Below are 16,793 nucleotides of genomic sequence, written 5' to 3'. Positions count from 1 at the left end.
GAGCGATCTTCCAGCGCAGGTTCAGAGCGAATAGGACAGGCGCACCCCGACGCGCGTTGATTCGCGCGTCATGGAGGCGGGCAGGTGAAGGGCACGCGAGGCGAAGACGTCCACACTGAGCCGGCGCCATAGCAGCGAGGCGCCGAGCGTGGCGCCCGACATCGAGCCCGAGGGCACGCCGTCCGCACGGTTGCTCACGCGGCCGAAGTCATAGCCGAGGTAGACGCGGCCTGACAGCGCTTCGCTGCCTGCCACGGTCTGCCAGGGCAGGGCGATCTCATTGCGCCAGTAGTAGCCGCTGTCGCCGCTCAGCGTGTTGAGCAGCGAGCCGCGCACCGAAGCGATCCCGCCCACCAGGATCTGCTGCGAGCCGTAGAGCGTGTCGCGGCTGTGCTGTCCGCTGAACTGGCTCGTCCACAGGAGCGGCTGGCTGCCGAGGTCGAAGCGGCGGCTGTAGCCCAGGTCGAGCGTGAACTTGCCGAACTGCGCATGCGGCAGCTTGTCGGAGAGACCCGGCTGGTCTTCGAGCGCACCCATGATCGACAGGCCCCGCACGAAGCCGAGGCGGGCGTTCAGCACACCGCCGCCCAGTTGGGTGAAGGCCGTGGCGCCGAGGTCGAGCGTGCTCAGCCTGCGGCTGCTCACCGAGAGGAACTCGCCGCCCAGGAAGTTACGGCTGTCCTGCGCCGTGAGCCGGGCCGAGATCGATATGCGGCTCGCTTGGTCACGGTAGGCCACATGGTCGACGCCGAGGCTCTGCGTGGCGGTGCGCCCCTCGGAAGCAAGCTTCCTGCCGCTCGGGAGCACAAGCGTGTTGGTGTAGTCGCTTTCGCTCGCGTCGAAGCTGAAGCTGGTGTAGCCGAAGGGCATCGCGGCGCGTAGCGCCGTCGTGCTGGCGTTGTGCTCGCCGTCGTGCGGCACCGACTGGCGCCGCGTGATCGCGATCAATTCGTTCAGGCCCAGCAGGCCGTCGAGGCTCAGGGTGGCCGAGGCGCTGTTCTCGCCCGTGGCGGGCGAGCCCGTGTTGTCGAAGGTCGTGAACAGGTGCACCGGCAGCCGCGCCTTGTTGCGCACCACCACCACGCTCCGGCCGGGCTGGCTGCCGGGCTGGACATCCAGCGTGGCCTCGTTCGAGGACAGGCTGTTGATCTGGTCGATGCCCTGCTCCAGATCGCGCAGGTTCAGCAGGTCGCCGGGACGTGCCGGAAAGGCGCCGGGTATCGACACCGCGCTGCCGCCGCGGCCCGTCTGCTGCAGTTCGAAGCGCTCGATGCTGCCTTCCACCACCGCGATCTCGAGCACGCCGCCGCGCAGGTCCTGCGCGGGCAGGTAGGCGCGCGTCGTGATGAAGCCGCGGTCGATGTAGCTCTTGGTGAGCGCCGCCAGGACGGCCTCGAGTTGCGCCGTGCCGAGGCATCGGCCGGCGTGGTCCCGCGTGATCGCGGCGCGAACATCCTCTGGCAGACGGCTCGCTCCGCCGATGCGGATCTCGCGGATGTCGCGGCAGGGCGCGCCGACGTCCGGCACCGACACCTTCGGCTCGATCATCCTCAAATCGGTGCCGCCCGGCGGCGGGCGCTGCGGCAGAGCGCGCTCCTGCTCTTGGCGCAGCAGCTCCCGCTGCTGGCGCTCTATGAGCTGGTTCTGGCGGTCCAGGGCGCCCGGGGTCATCTGCGCCTGCGCCGGCAGAACCACCGCCAGCAAGACTGATGTTAGAAAATGTATTTTTTGTGTCCGCGACAAGGAGCGGCGCCGACGCTGGGCAAGGGGCATGGTACGGGTCCGATTCGAAGCTGGCACCGGGTGCAGGGCTGGCCCTGCATGGAACCCGGGAGGCGTTGCTAGGACGCGGACTGTTACATGTAGCTGCAATTCTGGGAATCACGGAAACCGGTGGTTGGTGGCCTAGGCGATCGGTGAGCGGCCTGCAGAGCGGGGCGGTTGCAGGGCCGCAAGGACCCTGACACCATGGCCGCATGACCTACCAACTTCACTACTGGCCGACCATCCAGGGCCGAGGCGAATTCGTGCGGCTCGCGCTCGAGGCGGCCGGTGCAGACTATGTGGACGTGGCGCGGTTGCCGGAGTCGAAGGGCGGCGGCGGGTCCGCGCTGGGCGAGCGGCTCGACGACCCCGAGATCGTTCGTCCGGCCTTCGCACCGCCGTTCCTTATCGACGGCGACATCGTCGTCGGGCAGACCGCGGCCATCCTGCTGTACCTCGGGCCGAGGCTGGGGCTCGCGGGCGTCGGCGAATCGGACGGGCTGTGGACGCACCAGCTGCAGCTCACCATTGCCGACGTGGTGGCCGAGGCGCACGACACGCACCACCCCATCTCCACCGGCGCCTACTACGAAGACCAGCGCGACGCGGCTGTGCAGCGGGCGCGCGCTTTCCGTGAAGAGCGCATTCCAAAGTTCTTGAACTGGTTCGAACGGGTGCTGCAGCGCAACCCCGCGGGGTCTTCGCATTTGGTGGGCGACGTGCTCACCTACGCCGACCTGTCGCTGTTCCAGCTGGTGGACGGCCTGCGCTATGCGTTCCCGAAGGCCGCCGCAAGGGCACTGGCCGACACGCACCGGGTCGAAAAGCTGCACGACAACGTCAAGCGCCGCCAGCGCGTGCACGACTACCTGCAAAGCCCGCGCCGCATCGCGTTCAATGAAGACGGGATCTTCAGGCGCTATGCGGAGCTGGATGGCTGAAGTTATTCGGCCTCGTCCGCCGAGCCGCCGTCGTTGCGAATGCGCAGTGCCGTTTCATACAGCGCATTGCGCGGCGCGCCGCTGATCTCGGCCGCCAGGCGCACGGCGGTTTTTACCGGCAGCTCGGCCAGCAGTAGCCGCAGCACGCGTTCTCCCTCGGCGCCGTCGTCGCCGGCCACTGCCATTGGGTGCAGCACCAGCGCGAACTCGCCGCGCGTGCGGTCGCGGCCGGCCGCAAACCAGTCGGGCAGGGCGCTGGCGGGCACGGTCGCTATTTCTTCGAATTGCTTGGTGAGCTCGCGGCCCACGGTAACGTGGCGCTCGCCCAGCACCGCGAGCGCGCGGGCCAGGGTTTCGATGCGGTGCGGGGCCTCCAGCAGCACCACGGCGCGGGGCTCTTGCGCAAGCGCCTGCACGGCGGTGTCGCGCTCGCCCGCCTTGCTCGGCAGGAAGCCCGCGAACACGAAGGCGCTGCTCGCGTTGCCATCGCCGCCGTCGGCCACCAGGCCGGCCGCACCGATGAGCGTGGTCACGCTGCTGGCACCCGGCAGCGGCAGCACGCGCTGGCCGGCCGCGCGCACGGCCGCCACCAGCCGCGCGCCGGGGTCGCTCACGCCGGGCGTGCCGGCGTCGCTCACGTAGGCAATGCGCTCACCCTGGGCAAGCCGCGCGGCCACGGCCTGGGCCGCCTCGGCCTCGTTGTGCTGGTGCACGGCCAGCAGCTGGGCATTGGGCCGGTCGATGCCGTAGGCGCGCAGCAGGCTTTGGGTGTGGCGCGTGTCCTCGCAGGCAACGGCGTCGACAAGCTGCAGCACATGCAGCGCGCGCAGCGTGATGTCGGCCAGGTTGCCGATGGGCGTGGCCACCACGTAAAGCGTGCCCTGCGGATAATGCTGCGCACCCGAGGCATCGCGCGCGGCCGCCAGGGCGGCGCCGAAGGTGGCGGGTGCGAGTGAAGCCAATGGGTTTCTCCGAAGAAACAAAAAGAAGCCGGCAGGGAGCCAAGCATGAAAACCATCACGACGAAGCATCGGGGCGATGCGGCGGAAGACGCCGCGCTCGACCATCTTCAGAACGCCGGCCTCGCGCTGGTTGCCCGCAATTATCGAACGCCCGGGCGCGGCGGCGGCGAGATCGACCTGATCATGCGCGATCCGCGCGATGGAACGCTGGTGTTCGTCGAGGTTCGCCAGCGCAGCACGGCCTCGCATGGCGGTGCCGGCGGCAGCATCACGGGCATAAAGCAGCGGCGCATCGTTTTTGCGGCGCGGCACTACCTGAACGGGCTGCGCACGCTGCCGCCGTGCCGCTTCGACGTGGTGCTGGTCGAAGAGCGCATCACCTGGCTGAAGGGGGCGTTCGACGCCGGCTAGCGTCTTGGCGGCGGCGCGGGAACTCGGCGCGCGCCACAGGCTCCACACCGCAAACGTCTTGTTTCATTGCCCCCCGGTATCATCCCGCCCCATGCTCGAGCAACGGATTCAGCAACATTTCATCGATAGCGCCGACCTTAAATACCAGGCCGGCCCAGTCCTCAGCAAACCCATATCGCAAGCCATGCAGGCCATCCTGGCGTGCGTGACCAGCGGCGGCAAGGTGCTGGCCTGCGGTGCGGGCGTGTCGGGCCTGCTTGCGGCCCAGTTCGCGGCGCAGTTTGTCGGCCGCTTCGAGCGCGAGCGGCCCGAGCTGGGCGCCATTGCGCTGCCCGGCGACAGCACCGACCCCGCGGCCGACAGCGCCAACGCCATCGACGCCGACCGCTTTGCCCGCCAGGTGCGGGCGCTCGGCCAGGCCGGCGACGTGCTGCTTGCCCTAAGCGCCAGCGGGCAATCGGCGGCGGTGCTTGCCGCCGTGCTGGCCGCGCATGAGCGCGACATGACGGTTGTGGCCCTGCTCGGCAATGCCAGCATCGGCCAGCCGGCGCCGCCCGCCGCGGGCAGCACCGGCACCGGCGGCGCCATTGGGCGCGCGCTGCGCGAAACTGACGTTCAGATCGGTGTGTCGCACGAACGTGCGGCACGCATCCACGAAGTCCACCTGCTCGCACTGCATTGTCTGTGCGACGGCGTGGATGCCCAGCTACTCGGAGAACAGGAAGCTTCCACATGACGACGACACCATTCCAACGCCTCGCCATTGCATTCGCCTCGGGAGCCGTGCTGGTTGCCGGGCTTTCCGGCTGCGTGCCGCTCGTGGTGGGCGGCGCGGCCGCAATGGGTGTGGGCATGGTGGCGACCGACCGCCGCAGCTCCGGCGCGCAGCTCGACGACCAGGGCATCGAGCTGCGCGCGGCCGCCCGCGTGCGCGAAATTGCCAACGACAACATGTACGTGAGCGTGACCAGCTACAACCGCCAGGTGCTGCTGACGGGCGCCGTGGGCAACGAGGCCGACCGCCGCCGCGTCGAAGAGGTAGTGCAGCGCGTGGACAACGTGCGCTCGGTGGTCAACGAGCTCACCATCGGCCAGCCCAGCACCTTCCAGGACCGCTCGAACGACGTGTTCATCAGCGGCAAGGTCAAGGCCTCGCTGCTCGATGCAAAGGACATCTTCGCCAATTCGTTCAAGGTGGTGACCGAGCGCGGCGTGGTCTACCTGATGGGCATTGCCACGCGCCGCGAGACCGACCGCGCGACCGAAATCGCGCGCGGCATCGCGGGCGTGCAAAAGGTGGTGCGCGTGGTCGAGATCGTGAGCGAGGCCGAGTTGGCCAACCAGGCCCAGCGCGGCGGCACGGGCGCTGCTCCCGCGCCGGCACCGACCTCGGTGGCTCCGGCACCTTCTTCATCGTCGCGCGTGCCGCTGCCGCCGATGGAGCCGCTGCCGCCGGCCGGCCAGCCGGGCGGCGTGACCACCTCGCCCGTGCGCTGATCTTTCGCCAGGCACGCTGAAGACAAAAAAGCCCGCTTTGCGCGGGCTTTTTTCATTTGAGCCGGATGATCAGGCTCGACGTGTCCCACCGGCTGCCGCCGGCCTGCTGCACGTCGGCATAGAACTGGTCGACCAGTGCGGTCACCGGCACGCGAGAGCCGTTGCGCTTGGCTTCGTCCAGCACCAGGCCCAGGTCCTTGCGCATCCAGTCGACAGCAAAGCCGTAGTCGAACTTGCCTTCGATCATGGTCTTGCCGCGGTTGTCCATCTGCCAGCTTTGCGCGGCGCCCTTGCCGATCACTTCGAGCACCGCCTTCATGTCGAGCCCGGCGCGCTGGCCGAAGGCTATGGCTTCGGAGAGGCCCTGCACCAGGCCGGCAATGGCGATCTGGTTGACCATTTTTGCAAGCTGGCCGGCACCGCTGGCGCCCAGCAGGGTAACGGCGCGCGCAAAGGCGTTGATTACCGGCTTGACGCGCTCGAAGCTTGCCTTGTCGCCGCCGCACATCACGGTGAGCGCGCCGTTCTGCGCGCCGGCCTGGCCGCCGGAAACCGGTGCGTCGATGAAATGCAGGCCCAGCGCCTGTGCCGCGCTCGACAGTTCGCGCGCCACGTCGGCCGAAGCGGTGGTGTGGTCGACGAACACGGCGCCTTTCTTCATGCTCGCGAAGGCGCCGTTGGGGCCCAGCACCACGGAGCGCAGGTCGTCGTCGTTGCCCACGCAGCTGAACACGATGTCGGCGCCGGCGGCGGCGTCGCGCGGCGTGGCGGCGTAGCGGCCCGGCGGGCCGAATTCGGCAACCCAGGCCTCGGCCTTGGCCGGCGTGCGGTTGTAGACCGTGACGTTGTGTCCGGCCTTGGCCAGGTGGCCGGCCATCGGCCCGCCCATGACGCCAAGGCCCAGAAAGGCCACCGTCTGCGCGGGGGTGGATTCGTAGGTTCGGGTGTTGATGCTGCTCATGGGCAAGAGCTTAAAGCCAATGAGCGGCCTTCGTCTCGCAGCGGGGGGCGTCTAAACGATCGCGAAATGCTCCGTACCGGCCGAAAGGTCGGTGCTGCGCGCGCGCTGGCTGTTGAGCTTGATCTGCAGCCGCAGGTCGTTGGCCGAGTCGGCGTTGCGGATCGCGTCTTCGAAGGTGATCGAGTGGCTCTCGAACAGGTCGAACAGCGCCTGGTCGAAGGTCTGCATGCCGAGGTTCCGGCTCTTCTTCATGATCTCTTTGATCTCACCCACTTCGCCCTTGAAGATCAGGTCGGAGATGAGCGGCGTGTTCAGCAGCACTTCCACTGCGGCAACGCGGCCCTGGCCGTCTTCGGTGGGAATCAGGCGCTGCGAAATCAGCGAACGCAGGTTCAGCGACAAGTCCATCAGCAGCTGTGCGCGGCGTTCTTCGGGAAAGAAGTTGATGATCCGGTCCAGCGCCTGGTTGGCGCTGTTGGCGTGCAGCGTGGCCATGCAAAGGTGGCCGGTTTCGGCAAAAGCCACCGCGTGTTCCATGGTTTCGCGGTCGCGAATTTCGCCCATCAAGATGACGTCTGGCGCTTGGCGCAGCGTGTTCTTGAGCGCCGCTTCCCAGCTGTCGGTGTCGATGCCCACTTCGCGCTGTGTCACCACGCAGTTCTTGTGCGGGTGCACAAATTCCACCGGGTCTTCCACCGTGACGATGTGGCCGTAGGAGTTTTCGTTGCGCCAGTCGATCATTGCCGCCAGCGTGGTCGACTTGCCCGAGCCCGTGGCGCCCACCATGATGGTGAGGCCGCGCTTGGTCATCGACACGTCCTTCAGCACCTGCGGCATGCCCAGGCCGTCGATGGTCGGCAGCTTGGCCGGAATGGTCCGCAGCACCATGCCGACCTTGCCTTGCTGCACGAAGGCATTCACGCGAAAGCGGCCGATGCCGGTCGGCGAGATCGCAAAGTTGCACTCCTTGGTGCGCTCGAACTCCGCCGTCTGCCGGTCGTTCATGACCGAGCGCGTGAGCGCCAGCGTGTGCTGCGCCCCCAGCGCCTGCTGCGACACCTTGGTCACCTTGCCATCGACCTTGATGGCGGGCGGAAAGTCCGCCGTAATGAACAAGTCGCTGCCGTTGCGGCTCACCATGAGCTTGAGCAGGTCGTTGATGAACTGGCTGGCTTGATCGCGTTCCATGATGTCGATGCTCCGAAGGGCTGTGGATCAGCCAGGGAAATTTTCTGGGATCTTGGCCTTGCCGCGCGCCTCGGCGGCCGAAATGGCATTGCGGCGCACGAGGTCGGTCAGGTTCTGGTCCAGCGTCTGCATGCCCGAGCCCTGGCCGGTCTGGATGGCCGAATACATCTGCGCCACCTTGGCCTCGCGAATCAGGTTGCGGATGGCCGGCGTGCCCAGCATGATCTCGTGTGCCGCCACGCGGCCTTGGCCGTCCTTGGTCTTGCACAGCGTCTGCGAAATCACGGCCTGCAGCGACTCCGACAGCATGGCGCGGATCATTTCCTTTTCCTCGCCCGGGAACACGTCGATGATCCGGTCGATGGTCTTGGCGGCCGACGAAGTGTGCAGCGTGCCGAACACCAGGTGGCCCGTTTCGGCCGCGGTCATCGCCAGGCGAATGGTTTCGAGGTCGCGCAGCTCGCCCACCAGAATCGCGTCCGGGTCTTCGCGCAGGGCGGAGCGCAGGGCGTTCGAGAACGACAGCGTCATCGGGCCCACTTCGCGCTGGTTGATCAGGCACTTCTTCGATTCGTGCACGAATTCGATCGGGTCTTCCACCGTGAGGATGTGGCCGTACTCGTTTTCGTTCAGGTAGTTGACCATGGCGGCCAACGTGGTCGACTTGCCCGAGCCCGTGGGCCCGGTCACCAGCACCAGGCCGCGCGGCTTGAGCGCCAGTTCCGCGAAAATCTTGGGCGCGTTGAGCTGCTCCAGCGTCAGGATCTTCGAAGGAATGGTCCGGAACACGGCGGCCGCGCCGCGTGCCTGGTTGAAGGCATTCACGCGGAAGCGCGCCAGGCCGTCGATCTCGAACGAGAAGTCGACCTCCAGGAACTCTTCGTAGTGCTTGCGGTGCGTGTCGCTCATGATGTCGTACACCATGGCGTGCACCGACTTGTGGTCGAGCGCATCGACGTTGATGCGCCGCACGTCGCCATGGACGCGAATCATCGGCGGCAGGCCGGCCGACAAATGCAGGTCGGAGGCTTTGTTCTTGACGCTGAATGCCAGCAGTTGGGTAATGTCCACGGGGCTCCTCGGCTCGACTTCGGTGACGTTTTGATACGATTTTGGACGATTATGACGATGATTGGCGACGACCTCCAGCAAGTAAAGAACCGGATCGCAAAGGCCTGCGCCGCCGAGGGGCGCAACCCGGCCGAAGTCCGGCTGCTGGCGGTGTCCAAGACCTTCGGTCCGGAGGCCGTGCGCGAGGCCCATGCGGCGGGCCAGCTGGCCTTCGGCGAGAACTACGTGCAAGAGGGCCTGGACAAGATCGAGGCGCTTTCGGATCTGCGCGCGAAGCTTGAGTGGCACTGCATCGGCCCTCTGCAAAGCAACAAGACGCGCCCCGTGGCCGAGCATTTCGACTGGGTGCACAGCATCGACCGGCTCAAGATTGCCGAGCGTCTTTCGGCGCAGCGGCCGGCGCATTTGCCGCCGCTTAAGGTGTGCCTGCAGGTCAACGTGGATGGCGGCGCCAACAAGTCCGGCGTGGCCCCGGAAGAAGCTTTGCCGCTTGCGCGCGCTGTGGCGGCTTTGCCACATTTGCAGCTGCGCGGGCTCATGGCCATTCCCGAACCGGCGCCGGATTTCGCCGCGCAGCGCGAACTGTGCCTGCGCGCCCGCGCCGTTTACGACGCCATTCGCGCCGCGGGCATCGAGCTCGACACGCTTTCGCTGGGCATGAGCGCCGACCTGGAAGCCGCCATCAGCGCGGGTAGCACGATGGTTCGCATAGGTACGGCCGTCTTCGGTGGGCGGCCGCAAAAACCTGCCTGACGACCCGGCTGGCGCTAGCGCCTGCGCGCCGAAATCATGTTCCTCGAGTAGCGGCTATAGGAATGCGCTGTGCGCGATCCCAGTCCAACTGAGGCTGGTTCTCGATCTCGCCAAGCGCCGCAAAGTCCCTGTTCGCATCCCACATGGGATTGTTCAAGTCGAGCACGACCATGGTTGCGCTGGAATCCGCAGAGCAGAGGCAGTCAGCCCATCACCGGCCCCTGCTGCTGGTTGGCTTGCGCTGCGGCCTGCGCCTGAGATTGGGCCCGATCGATCGCGCGCTGCTCGTCGAACTGCTGCACGTCCTGCATGGTCTGCTGCACTGTGCGTAAAGGCTGCGTGGCTTCAAGAGCGGCGTATCGGCCGGGCAACGAGGTCGACCTGAACAGAACCGTTCCGTTGATGCCGTGGACGTCGCCCAGATCGTCGGGCTTCCTGATGTTCGACATGTAGCAGGCAGCCGTCGCCTGTGCCACCCATCTCGGAGACGTACCCTCGGGAAGCACCTCTATGAGGGTGTTGTACAGCGCATTTTGGGGATGACGCGGGTCGCTGAATTCGCGCAGCAACGGGCGGCTCGCATCGGCCACCGCAGTGGCGGAGACCTGCATGCCGTGCGTGCCAGCCTCCGAATCTTGCCGGCTGTCGCGGCCTTGCGAGATCTGCGTGGTCCCAGGCTGATCGCGCTGGTCCCTCTCATCGCGCTCATCACGCCGCTCCAGGCCGTCGTGTCGCTCTGCGGCCATGCGCGCCATCTGCTGTCGCGTCGCGGCCAATTCGGCTTGCGCTGCAATTGCCTGGGCCTGCGCCGCAGCCGCCTGGGCTTGCGCCGCCGCAATGGCTGCGGCATCGCCTTGAGGGTTCGAGTGCACCGGGGCAGCTATTGAAGCGTGGGTTGAGACTTGGGTTGTCGGCGAGTGCATCGCCTCGGCGCCAGCCGGCGGCCGAGCAGGGCCGACATGCGCCTGTGCCTCAGGCGCCACCGCGTGCTCTCCTTTGCTTGGGGCCGGCGCCTGTTCCTGCACGCGCTCCTGCATGCGCTCCACCGAAGGCTGCAGCGTCCTTTGAGGGCTCGGCTCGTTCTTGAACCGCTCCCTGTCCTGCGTCAGCGCAATCTCCAGGTCGCGCATATGAGCCTGCTCCTGCGCCAGGTGCATCCGGTACAACCGGCTGCCCTTGTCCATCTGGGATGTATCCAGCTTGCCCACGGGCCGCAACGAGCCCGGGGAAATCTGCTCGGGTTCGTCGCGGCGCCGGTGCGCCTCGGCAAAGCTCATGCCGCCCGGCGTGGGCACGATGCGCGATTCATGCGTGGTGATGCGTTCGATCTGCTGAGGTGTCAGGTGGCCGCTCGCGGGCTGCGGCTGCGCAGGCGTGTGCCGTGGCGTGGCATGGGGCTCCTCGCGCACATGACCTGAGGTGGCGCTGGTGACGGCTGCCGGCACCGGGCCGTGCTGCTTCCATCCATGCTGACCATAGGCCTCCAGATAGCGCTGCGCGATGGCTTGCGGGCTATGGGCGACGTTGGCGGCAATAACGCGCTGCGCCGCTGCGTCCAGTTGCCGGCTCTGCTCCGGGCTGGCCGTGACGGTGCGCTGAACCGGCATGCCGTGCGTCAGGGGCGTGGCCGGCGCGATGGCCTGACGCGTCCAGGCATGGCTTTGCGGATCGCGGGTCCACGGCTCGTTGGCGCCGATCCCGGGGCGCACCGCTTCGCCGATGCGCTCGGGCGCTTGCCTGAACGGGTCTTGCGGTGGGCGCGGGTGGGCCAGCGCCAGTTCGACGGCGGTGCTGCTGGCCTTGTAGTTCAGTTCGTCGGCCAAGAGGGCATTTGCGCGCACCGCCCGCACGGGCATGCCGGCCCGCCCGGGGCCTTCGTCAGCGCTTATGCGCATCCAGCCCTGTCCGGGGCGTTCGTCGTAGTACCAGCTGTTGCCGTCGCTACCGCGCTGGGTGTGGATGTGCTGCTGGTCTGCCGCGTCCAGAAGCTTATCGCCGCCGAGGATGCCGGCGGCGCCGCCCAGGATGCCGCCGCCCACCGCGCCCCAAGGGCCGGCAACCGCGCCACCCAGGGAACTGCCCGCCACTGCACCCGCCGCGCCGCCACCGGCGCGCCCGGCGAAGTGCAGGATTTCGGATTGGGCGCCGGTGGTGTTGCCCTGGTTGAGAAGGTGGGCGACTTTTTGACCGGTGATGTAGCTGTCGACGACGCCGACACCGATGGCGGTGGCTTTGAGGCCGAGAGCGGCCGCTTCGGCGGCACCAAGTTGCCGCAACAGCGCTGGCGAAGCTTCGCGCGCCGCCTGCACGACATGCAGGTTATCCACTGATTTCACATAGGTGTGTGACTCGAATAACTGTCGATTGGGGGTGACATATTGCGTTGCGCCGCCAGCCTTGCGGACTTGACCGTCCAATTCCGTTGTGGGCGCCACGGTGCTGATGAACACTTCGGTCGGAGCTTTGGGCGCGATTCGATAGACGTCGTAGCGAGGTGCCTCGCTGCCGATGGGGAGCGCGAAATGATCGGAAAGATTTTTGCCCGTCTTGACTGCTGCATCGAGATCTGCTTCCTTGGCCCAGAAGGGAGAAAACGGCGAGGGCTTGCTGCCAGCGGGAACGATCTTGACCAAGGGCTCGTTGATGACTTCCATTCGGGGGAGTTCGCGCCCAGAGGTGAGCTGCTCAACAGCACGATCACGAATTTTGTCAATAGGCGCGTCAGGAGCGGCCTCGTTGAGCCTTGTTAAAAATAATATTCCTTCTTTTGTTTTTAAATAACTTTTTGCGGCCGACTCACTTACCCCATGAGTTTGAAAAGTATTATATTTTGCAATGGCTTCCGCATGCTGCCGCTTCAGATTTGTCGGCGTTAGATCAGAATCACTCACGATTTATGATCTCTTTTTGTGGTTTTTCTTATGCCTTCAATAATTGAATTAATTTCTCTGTCTTCTTCCGTTAATCCCCCCTCCATTTCTATGGAAAAGCAAACATAAGCGTCTTCAACGTCCGGGTTTTCATAGGGCTGATAAACGCCTTCGCTCTTGAGATATCTGCATGGCATTTCCTGTCTGTCTATCGGGCGCGAAACCCTGCCGTTTTTTGCATCCTCAATCAAAGGGCGCAAAGCGTCATATAAATGACTTACGTCATTGACGCCAGGGTATTGCTGAAGCACCCATTCCAGATGCTCGGCGGCGGCTTTGAGTTTCACGGGATCTATGGCTTGAGTCATGTTTTTACCTTAATTAAAAATTCTCTGCGGCAATATTCGAAGTGCAACTCAAGGCGGGGAGGCAAATTTACTACTTCGAACTTCAAGCATCAGTTCATCGGAAAGTTGGATCGCATTTTTGCTTGAGCTTGCTGGGGGTTAAATCGAAACCGCTCATGATGGATCTTTCTTTTTATTGACTCCCTCTTTGACTGAAAACTTCGCTAAGAATTTCTTGTCTTGATCGGTTAAGCCGCCGCCCATTTCTGTGCGAAATTTATAGTAGGCGCCTTCTATGTCGGGATTTTCGTAAGGTCGATAAATACCTTCCGCCATCAAATACCAACCCGGTGCCTCTTGTCTATCGACAGGCATCAAGACTCTGCTTGCTTTGGCATCCTCAATCAAAGGTAGCAAGCCCCGATAAAGGGCTTGCACATCTTGCACATTAGGGTATTGTTGGCACGCCCACTCCAAATGCTCGGCTGCCGCTTTGAGTTTTATGGAATCTATGGCTTGAGTCATATCGTCGCCTCAATTAAATTCTCTTCGATCGGATAAATTGGATGCATGGCGCTATGGATGAGAAATTAGAAGTCCGCAAATTCATTCTTGAGGCATGTTGCTGCCTAATGGAGGCTGAGGTCAATCCTTTATTTCCCATGATTATCCTTTCCTGAAATTTCTTTTTGAAAGAACTCGGTATCGGAAAGAAGTTCCTTTTCTTCCTCTGAAAGTCCTCCTTTCATTTCTATGGAAAAAGTAACATATGCCTCATCAACATTTGGTGATTTATATGACTCATATAGGCCATCACCAAAAAAATAGCCGCATGGAATCTTTTCGGCGGGAGTCTGCACTCTCTCTGTTTTGGCATCTTCAATCAACGGAAGGAGGGCCTCATACAAATCCTGCACAACAACAATGCCGGGGTACTGCTTGCAGGCCCACTCTAAATGCTTGGCAGCAGCTTTGAGTTTCACGGGGTCTATGGTTGGGGTCATGTCGTCACCTCAATTAAAAATTTTCTTCGGTGAAAATAAATTGCGCCCACATAGCGCAAAGTGCGAAATTAGAAGTCCGCAAATTCATTCTTGATGTTCCACTCCTGACGAAGCTCACCCATGTTGCTCTCTGGAGTGATTGGAATATTGTTTTCGCTTGTCGCCAAGCGGACGAAGCGTCTCAGAAGATACGCCACGGGAAGGTGAGACGAACGATGGAGACGAAGCGCCTTGCGAAGCTCTGCGGCCCAAAACTTCAGGCCATTCATGTCCGCGCATTCTGATAATGGAATCGAAATGGCGTGATCGAATTCAGATCGAATAACGCCATTCGCAGCAAAGAGTTTCTCGTCAAGCGTGTCGAGCCAAGCCTCGTAGTCGTGCAAGGCAGTCACATGAGGCTCCAAGTGAAACCAGGAAGAGTGAACTCGTTGATAAAAGTCATGCAAGTTCTCATAAATCATGCGCGTTTGTGCAACAGAGCGGGTCAGCTAAAACCTTTCGGCAGGCGTTGCCGAGTGTCTTCGTCAAACCCGCCAAACCTTCCCAATGCCAGCCCGCCGGCCGCCCCCTTGATCTGCGCCGGAGCAATGCTCGCCCGCTCCTTGAAAACCTTGTCCTTGAAGAACCAGTTCTTGTGGGCCCGGATCGGCTTGCAGCCTTCATAGAAGATCAGCTCCTCGTCGGCGGGCAGCTCCTTGATTTCCTGCGGCAGAAACAGGGCTCGGCGCTCTTCGGTGTAGTTGGTCGAGACCTGGCTGGAGCCGCCGCCTCGGCTGGTGCTGCGGTGCTCCTTGCGGATCGTCTTGTAGCCCAGCATCTCGCTGTATTCGGCCGCATCGCTTTGCTCGCGTGGCGCAAACACGATCTGGGCGCCATGGTTGGTGATGAAGTTCTGCGCGTCGTTGTCGCCATAGGCCGAGCGCAGCTGCGCGCGGCTTTGCACGATGCACAGGTCGCGCACGCCGTAGCTCGCCGAGATCGAGATGCGCTTGGCCCACACATCCACCCGCCCCATGGCGGTGAATTCGTCCATCAGCATGAGCATCTGGTATTTCAGGTCCGGCTCGTCACCCAGTTGCTTGGTGAGGTTGTTGCCGATCACGCTGCTGAAGAAGATGTTCAGCAGCTTGCCGCTTTCATCGAGCTTGTTGGTCGGGATGTCGACGTACAGCGTGGTCGGGCGTTTGCGGATGGCCGTGATGTCGAAGTCGGTCGCGTTGGTGGCGGCGGCCAGCACGGGGCTGAGGAACTGCTGCAGTGGCGCCTGCATGGTGGCGATCACCGAGGAGAAGGTTTGCTCGGCCAGGCCCGCGAGGTTGCCAAAGACAGTGCGCGTTTGCGTGCTGATGAAGCCCGACTGCTCCGGGTCGTTCAAGATCGCCTTGAGCATTGCCAAGGTGCCCTGGCCGTCGGCGCCGCTGGACAGGCGCAGGATGCGTTCGAGGCTGGGAAAGTTCTCGTCGGTGTTGGGGTCCTGGGCGCGCCCGAGAGTCCGGCTCCAGTTGTCCCACGCTTCGAACATGTAGGAGGCGAAGGCGGTGAAGGCGGCGCGGCTCTGGCTCGTCCAGAAGGGGTCTTTGCCGGGCTCGTCCGGGTAAAGAATGGCGGCGATGGTCTGGATTTCGCCGATGCGCTTGCCCGCATCCATGCCCACCAGCAGGGTGAACGCGTTGAAGCGATGGGTCTTTCCCTGGTCGTCATAGGGGGCCCACACATAGATGGTGTGACCCTGCGACTCGCGCCAGCCGCTGGTGGCTTTGCGCAGTTCGCCCTTGAGGTCGAGCACGACCATCGAGTGCAGATACGACAACAGCACCGGGATGGCGATGCTGGTGGTCTTGCCTGAGCGGGTCGGACTGACCGTGATGACGTGCTGCGCGCCGCCCAGCCACAGGTACTGGCCTTTGTACTTGCCGATGAGAATGCTTTGCGGGGTCTGCTTGAGCAGGCCGGCTTGCTTGAGATCGGCAAGTTCGGCGAAGCTGGCATCGCCGTGCAAGGATTCGGCCTTGGCTCGAAAGAGCGGGATAAGCAATGCGGCCCAGCCCAGCAGTGGTACACCGAAGCCTATGGCGCCGCCGAGCTTGATCTTGGCAGCGTAAGGTGCGTACTGCGGCAGCTCTGCCGCCTGAACATATTGCCACCACGTGTTCCAGGCGAGCGGCGCATTGGGCAGATCGAGGATGAGCAGAACAAGGTAATTGGAGAGAACCCAGCCGCCTGCCAAGACCCCCAAAAGTGTCACCAACGCGATAAGTATTTTGCTTGTGCTCATATGCTGAGTCACCTCCCTTTTAATAAGGAAAGACTTATACAAGCCGGGGCAATCTCAGCAGGTTGTGCAATGGGCCATCGAACATAAGACTGCGGCCCTGTTGCCAACTTCTTCACGCATTCGAGTTGCCCGCGATCTGGTGGGCAGCCATAACGGCCGGAGCAATGAGGTTGAGGCGGACATGGCTGCAGCCGGGCACGCTCACCAGGCGATAAAAAACACGACGGACTGAGTGGCCGCCGCTACCCTTTGCTCGCGTTGTCGCGCTATATGCCCAGCGGCAGCCGCGCGCTGCTCTTCACTTCTTCCATCACGGCGTAGGTGCGCGTTTCGCGCACGCCAGGCAGTTGCCACAGCACCGTGCCGGCGAACTCGCGGTACGCCGCCATGTCGGCCATGCGGGTCTTGAGCAGGTAGTCGAAGCCGCCCGCAACCATGTGGCACTCCATGATTTCGTCGCGCACCTGCACGGCCGCCTTGAACTGGTCGAACACGTTGGCGGTGGTGCGGTCGAGCAGAATTTCGACGAACACCGTGAGGCCACGCCCGAGCCGGTGGGGATCGAGCCGCGCCTCGTAGCCCTGGATGAACCCGTCGCGCGTGAGCCGCTGCACCCGCGCCAGCACCGCCGTGGGCGAGAGCGCCACCGCCTCGGCCAACTTGAGGTTGGTGATGCGTCCGTCTTCCTGAAGAATCTTCAGCAGCCGGAGATCGATGCGGTCCAGGTCCAGATCGGGCATTGGTGA

Annotated in this window: 17 protein-coding genes; 5 read left to right on the top strand and 12 right to left on the bottom strand. The window is 63.7% G+C overall.

Annotation, left to right across the window (positions count from 1 at the left end; translation table 11 throughout):
- Positions 1–21: 21 nt before the first annotated feature.
- Positions 22–1,671, bottom strand: coding sequence for a ShlB/FhaC/HecB family hemolysin secretion/activation protein (locus GOQ09_RS23755; protein WP_242630928.1), 1,650 nt, complete (start codon positions 1,669–1,671; stop codon positions 22–24).
- 305 nt (positions 1,672–1,976) lie between these two features.
- Between GOQ09_RS23755 and GOQ09_RS23750 the strand changes: the two genes are divergently transcribed.
- Positions 1,977–2,705, top strand: a complete 729-nt coding sequence (locus GOQ09_RS23750; RefSeq protein ID WP_157616150.1) for a glutathione S-transferase — start codon at positions 1,977–1,979, stop codon at positions 2,703–2,705.
- Between the two features lie 2 nt (positions 2,706–2,707).
- On the opposite strand, the gene rsmI is transcribed toward GOQ09_RS23750, so the two are convergent.
- Positions 2,708–3,667, bottom strand: coding sequence for a 16S rRNA (cytidine(1402)-2'-O)-methyltransferase (rsmI, locus tag GOQ09_RS23745; protein WP_157616149.1), 960 nt, complete (start codon positions 3,665–3,667; stop codon positions 2,708–2,710).
- A 45-nt stretch (positions 3,668–3,712) separates the two neighbouring features.
- Here rsmI and GOQ09_RS23740 point away from each other — a divergent pair, with 45 nt between their 5' ends.
- From GOQ09_RS23740 to GOQ09_RS23730, 3 genes are all read left to right on the top strand, one after another.
- Complete coding sequence (locus GOQ09_RS23740; RefSeq protein WP_157616148.1) at positions 3,713–4,078, top strand: YraN family protein; 366 nt, start codon at positions 3,713–3,715, stop codon at positions 4,076–4,078.
- A 91-nt stretch (positions 4,079–4,169) separates the two neighbouring features.
- Positions 4,170–4,814 carry an SIS domain-containing protein gene (locus tag GOQ09_RS23735; RefSeq protein WP_157616147.1) on the top strand — a complete coding sequence of 215 codons (645 nt, stop codon included), beginning with the start codon at positions 4,170–4,172 and terminating at the stop codon, positions 4,812–4,814.
- Positions 4,811–5,575 carry a BON domain-containing protein gene (locus GOQ09_RS23730; protein WP_157616146.1) on the top strand — a complete coding sequence of 255 codons (765 nt, stop codon included), beginning with the start codon at positions 4,811–4,813 and terminating at the stop codon, positions 5,573–5,575. The genes GOQ09_RS23735 and GOQ09_RS23730 overlap by 4 nt, the downstream gene beginning before the upstream one ends.
- A 52-nt stretch (positions 5,576–5,627) precedes the next feature.
- On the opposite strand, the gene GOQ09_RS23725 is transcribed toward GOQ09_RS23730, so the two are convergent.
- The 3 genes from GOQ09_RS23725 to GOQ09_RS23715 are packed head-to-tail and all read right to left on the bottom strand — an operon-like array spanning position 5,628 to position 8,795.
- Positions 5,628–6,536 (bottom strand): NAD(P)-dependent oxidoreductase, encoded by a 909-nt coding sequence (locus GOQ09_RS23725; protein ID WP_157616145.1) that lies wholly within the window; start codon positions 6,534–6,536, stop codon positions 5,628–5,630.
- Between the two features lie 51 nt (positions 6,537–6,587).
- On the bottom strand, positions 6,588–7,724 hold the full coding sequence (locus GOQ09_RS23720; RefSeq protein ID WP_157616144.1) for a PilT/PilU family type 4a pilus ATPase: 1,137 nt from the start codon (positions 7,722–7,724) through the stop codon (positions 6,588–6,590).
- Positions 7,725–7,751: 27 nt separating this feature from the next.
- Positions 7,752–8,795 carry a type IV pilus twitching motility protein PilT gene (locus GOQ09_RS23715; protein WP_021012685.1) on the bottom strand — a complete coding sequence of 348 codons (1,044 nt, stop codon included), beginning with the start codon at positions 8,793–8,795 and terminating at the stop codon, positions 7,752–7,754.
- A gap of 51 nt (positions 8,796–8,846) precedes the next feature.
- Here GOQ09_RS23715 and GOQ09_RS23710 point away from each other — a divergent pair, with 51 nt between their 5' ends.
- Complete coding sequence (locus GOQ09_RS23710; protein WP_157616143.1) at positions 8,847–9,548, top strand: YggS family pyridoxal phosphate-dependent enzyme; 702 nt, start codon at positions 8,847–8,849, stop codon at positions 9,546–9,548.
- A gap of 203 nt (positions 9,549–9,751) precedes the next feature.
- Here the strand turns inward: GOQ09_RS23710 and GOQ09_RS23705 are convergent, their stop codons facing one another.
- The 7 genes from GOQ09_RS23705 to GOQ09_RS23675 all read right to left on the bottom strand — a co-directional run bounded on the left by GOQ09_RS23705 (position 9,752) and on the right by GOQ09_RS23675 (position 16,787).
- The gene (locus GOQ09_RS23705) at positions 9,752–12,439 is read right to left on the bottom strand and encodes a hypothetical protein (RefSeq protein ID WP_157616142.1); all 2,688 of its coding nucleotides are present in this window, start codon (positions 12,437–12,439) and stop codon (positions 9,752–9,754) included.
- A complete protein-coding gene (locus GOQ09_RS23700; RefSeq protein ID WP_207309894.1) occupies positions 12,436–12,786 on the bottom strand; it encodes a hypothetical protein in 351 nt (116 codons plus the stop codon). The genes GOQ09_RS23705 and GOQ09_RS23700 overlap by 4 nt, the downstream gene beginning before the upstream one ends.
- A gap of 153 nt (positions 12,787–12,939) precedes the next feature.
- A complete protein-coding gene (locus GOQ09_RS23695; protein WP_157616140.1) occupies positions 12,940–13,290 on the bottom strand; it encodes a hypothetical protein in 351 nt (116 codons plus the stop codon).
- A 128-nt stretch (positions 13,291–13,418) separates the two neighbouring features.
- Positions 13,419–13,769, bottom strand: a complete 351-nt coding sequence (locus GOQ09_RS23690; RefSeq protein WP_157616139.1) for a hypothetical protein — start codon at positions 13,767–13,769, stop codon at positions 13,419–13,421.
- A gap of 68 nt (positions 13,770–13,837) precedes the next feature.
- A complete protein-coding gene (locus GOQ09_RS23685) occupies positions 13,838–14,164 on the bottom strand; it encodes a hypothetical protein (protein ID WP_157616138.1) in 327 nt (108 codons plus the stop codon).
- A 92-nt stretch (positions 14,165–14,256) separates the two neighbouring features.
- Positions 14,257–16,047 (bottom strand): type IV secretory system conjugative DNA transfer family protein, encoded by a 1,791-nt coding sequence (locus tag GOQ09_RS23680; RefSeq protein ID WP_157616137.1) that lies wholly within the window; start codon positions 16,045–16,047, stop codon positions 14,257–14,259.
- 266 nt (positions 16,048–16,313) lie between these two features.
- On the bottom strand, positions 16,314–16,787 hold the full coding sequence (locus GOQ09_RS23675; RefSeq protein WP_157616136.1) for an Lrp/AsnC ligand binding domain-containing protein: 474 nt from the start codon (positions 16,785–16,787) through the stop codon (positions 16,314–16,316).
- Positions 16,788–16,793 lie beyond the last annotated feature (6 nt).

Origin of the sequence: Variovorax paradoxus (assembly GCF_009755665.1) — a bacterium.
Lineage (GTDB): Bacteria > Pseudomonadota > Gammaproteobacteria > Burkholderiales > Burkholderiaceae_C > Variovorax > Variovorax paradoxus_G.
Note: the sequence above shows the minus strand (reverse complement) of the source record. Positions and strands in the feature narration are given on the sequence as shown.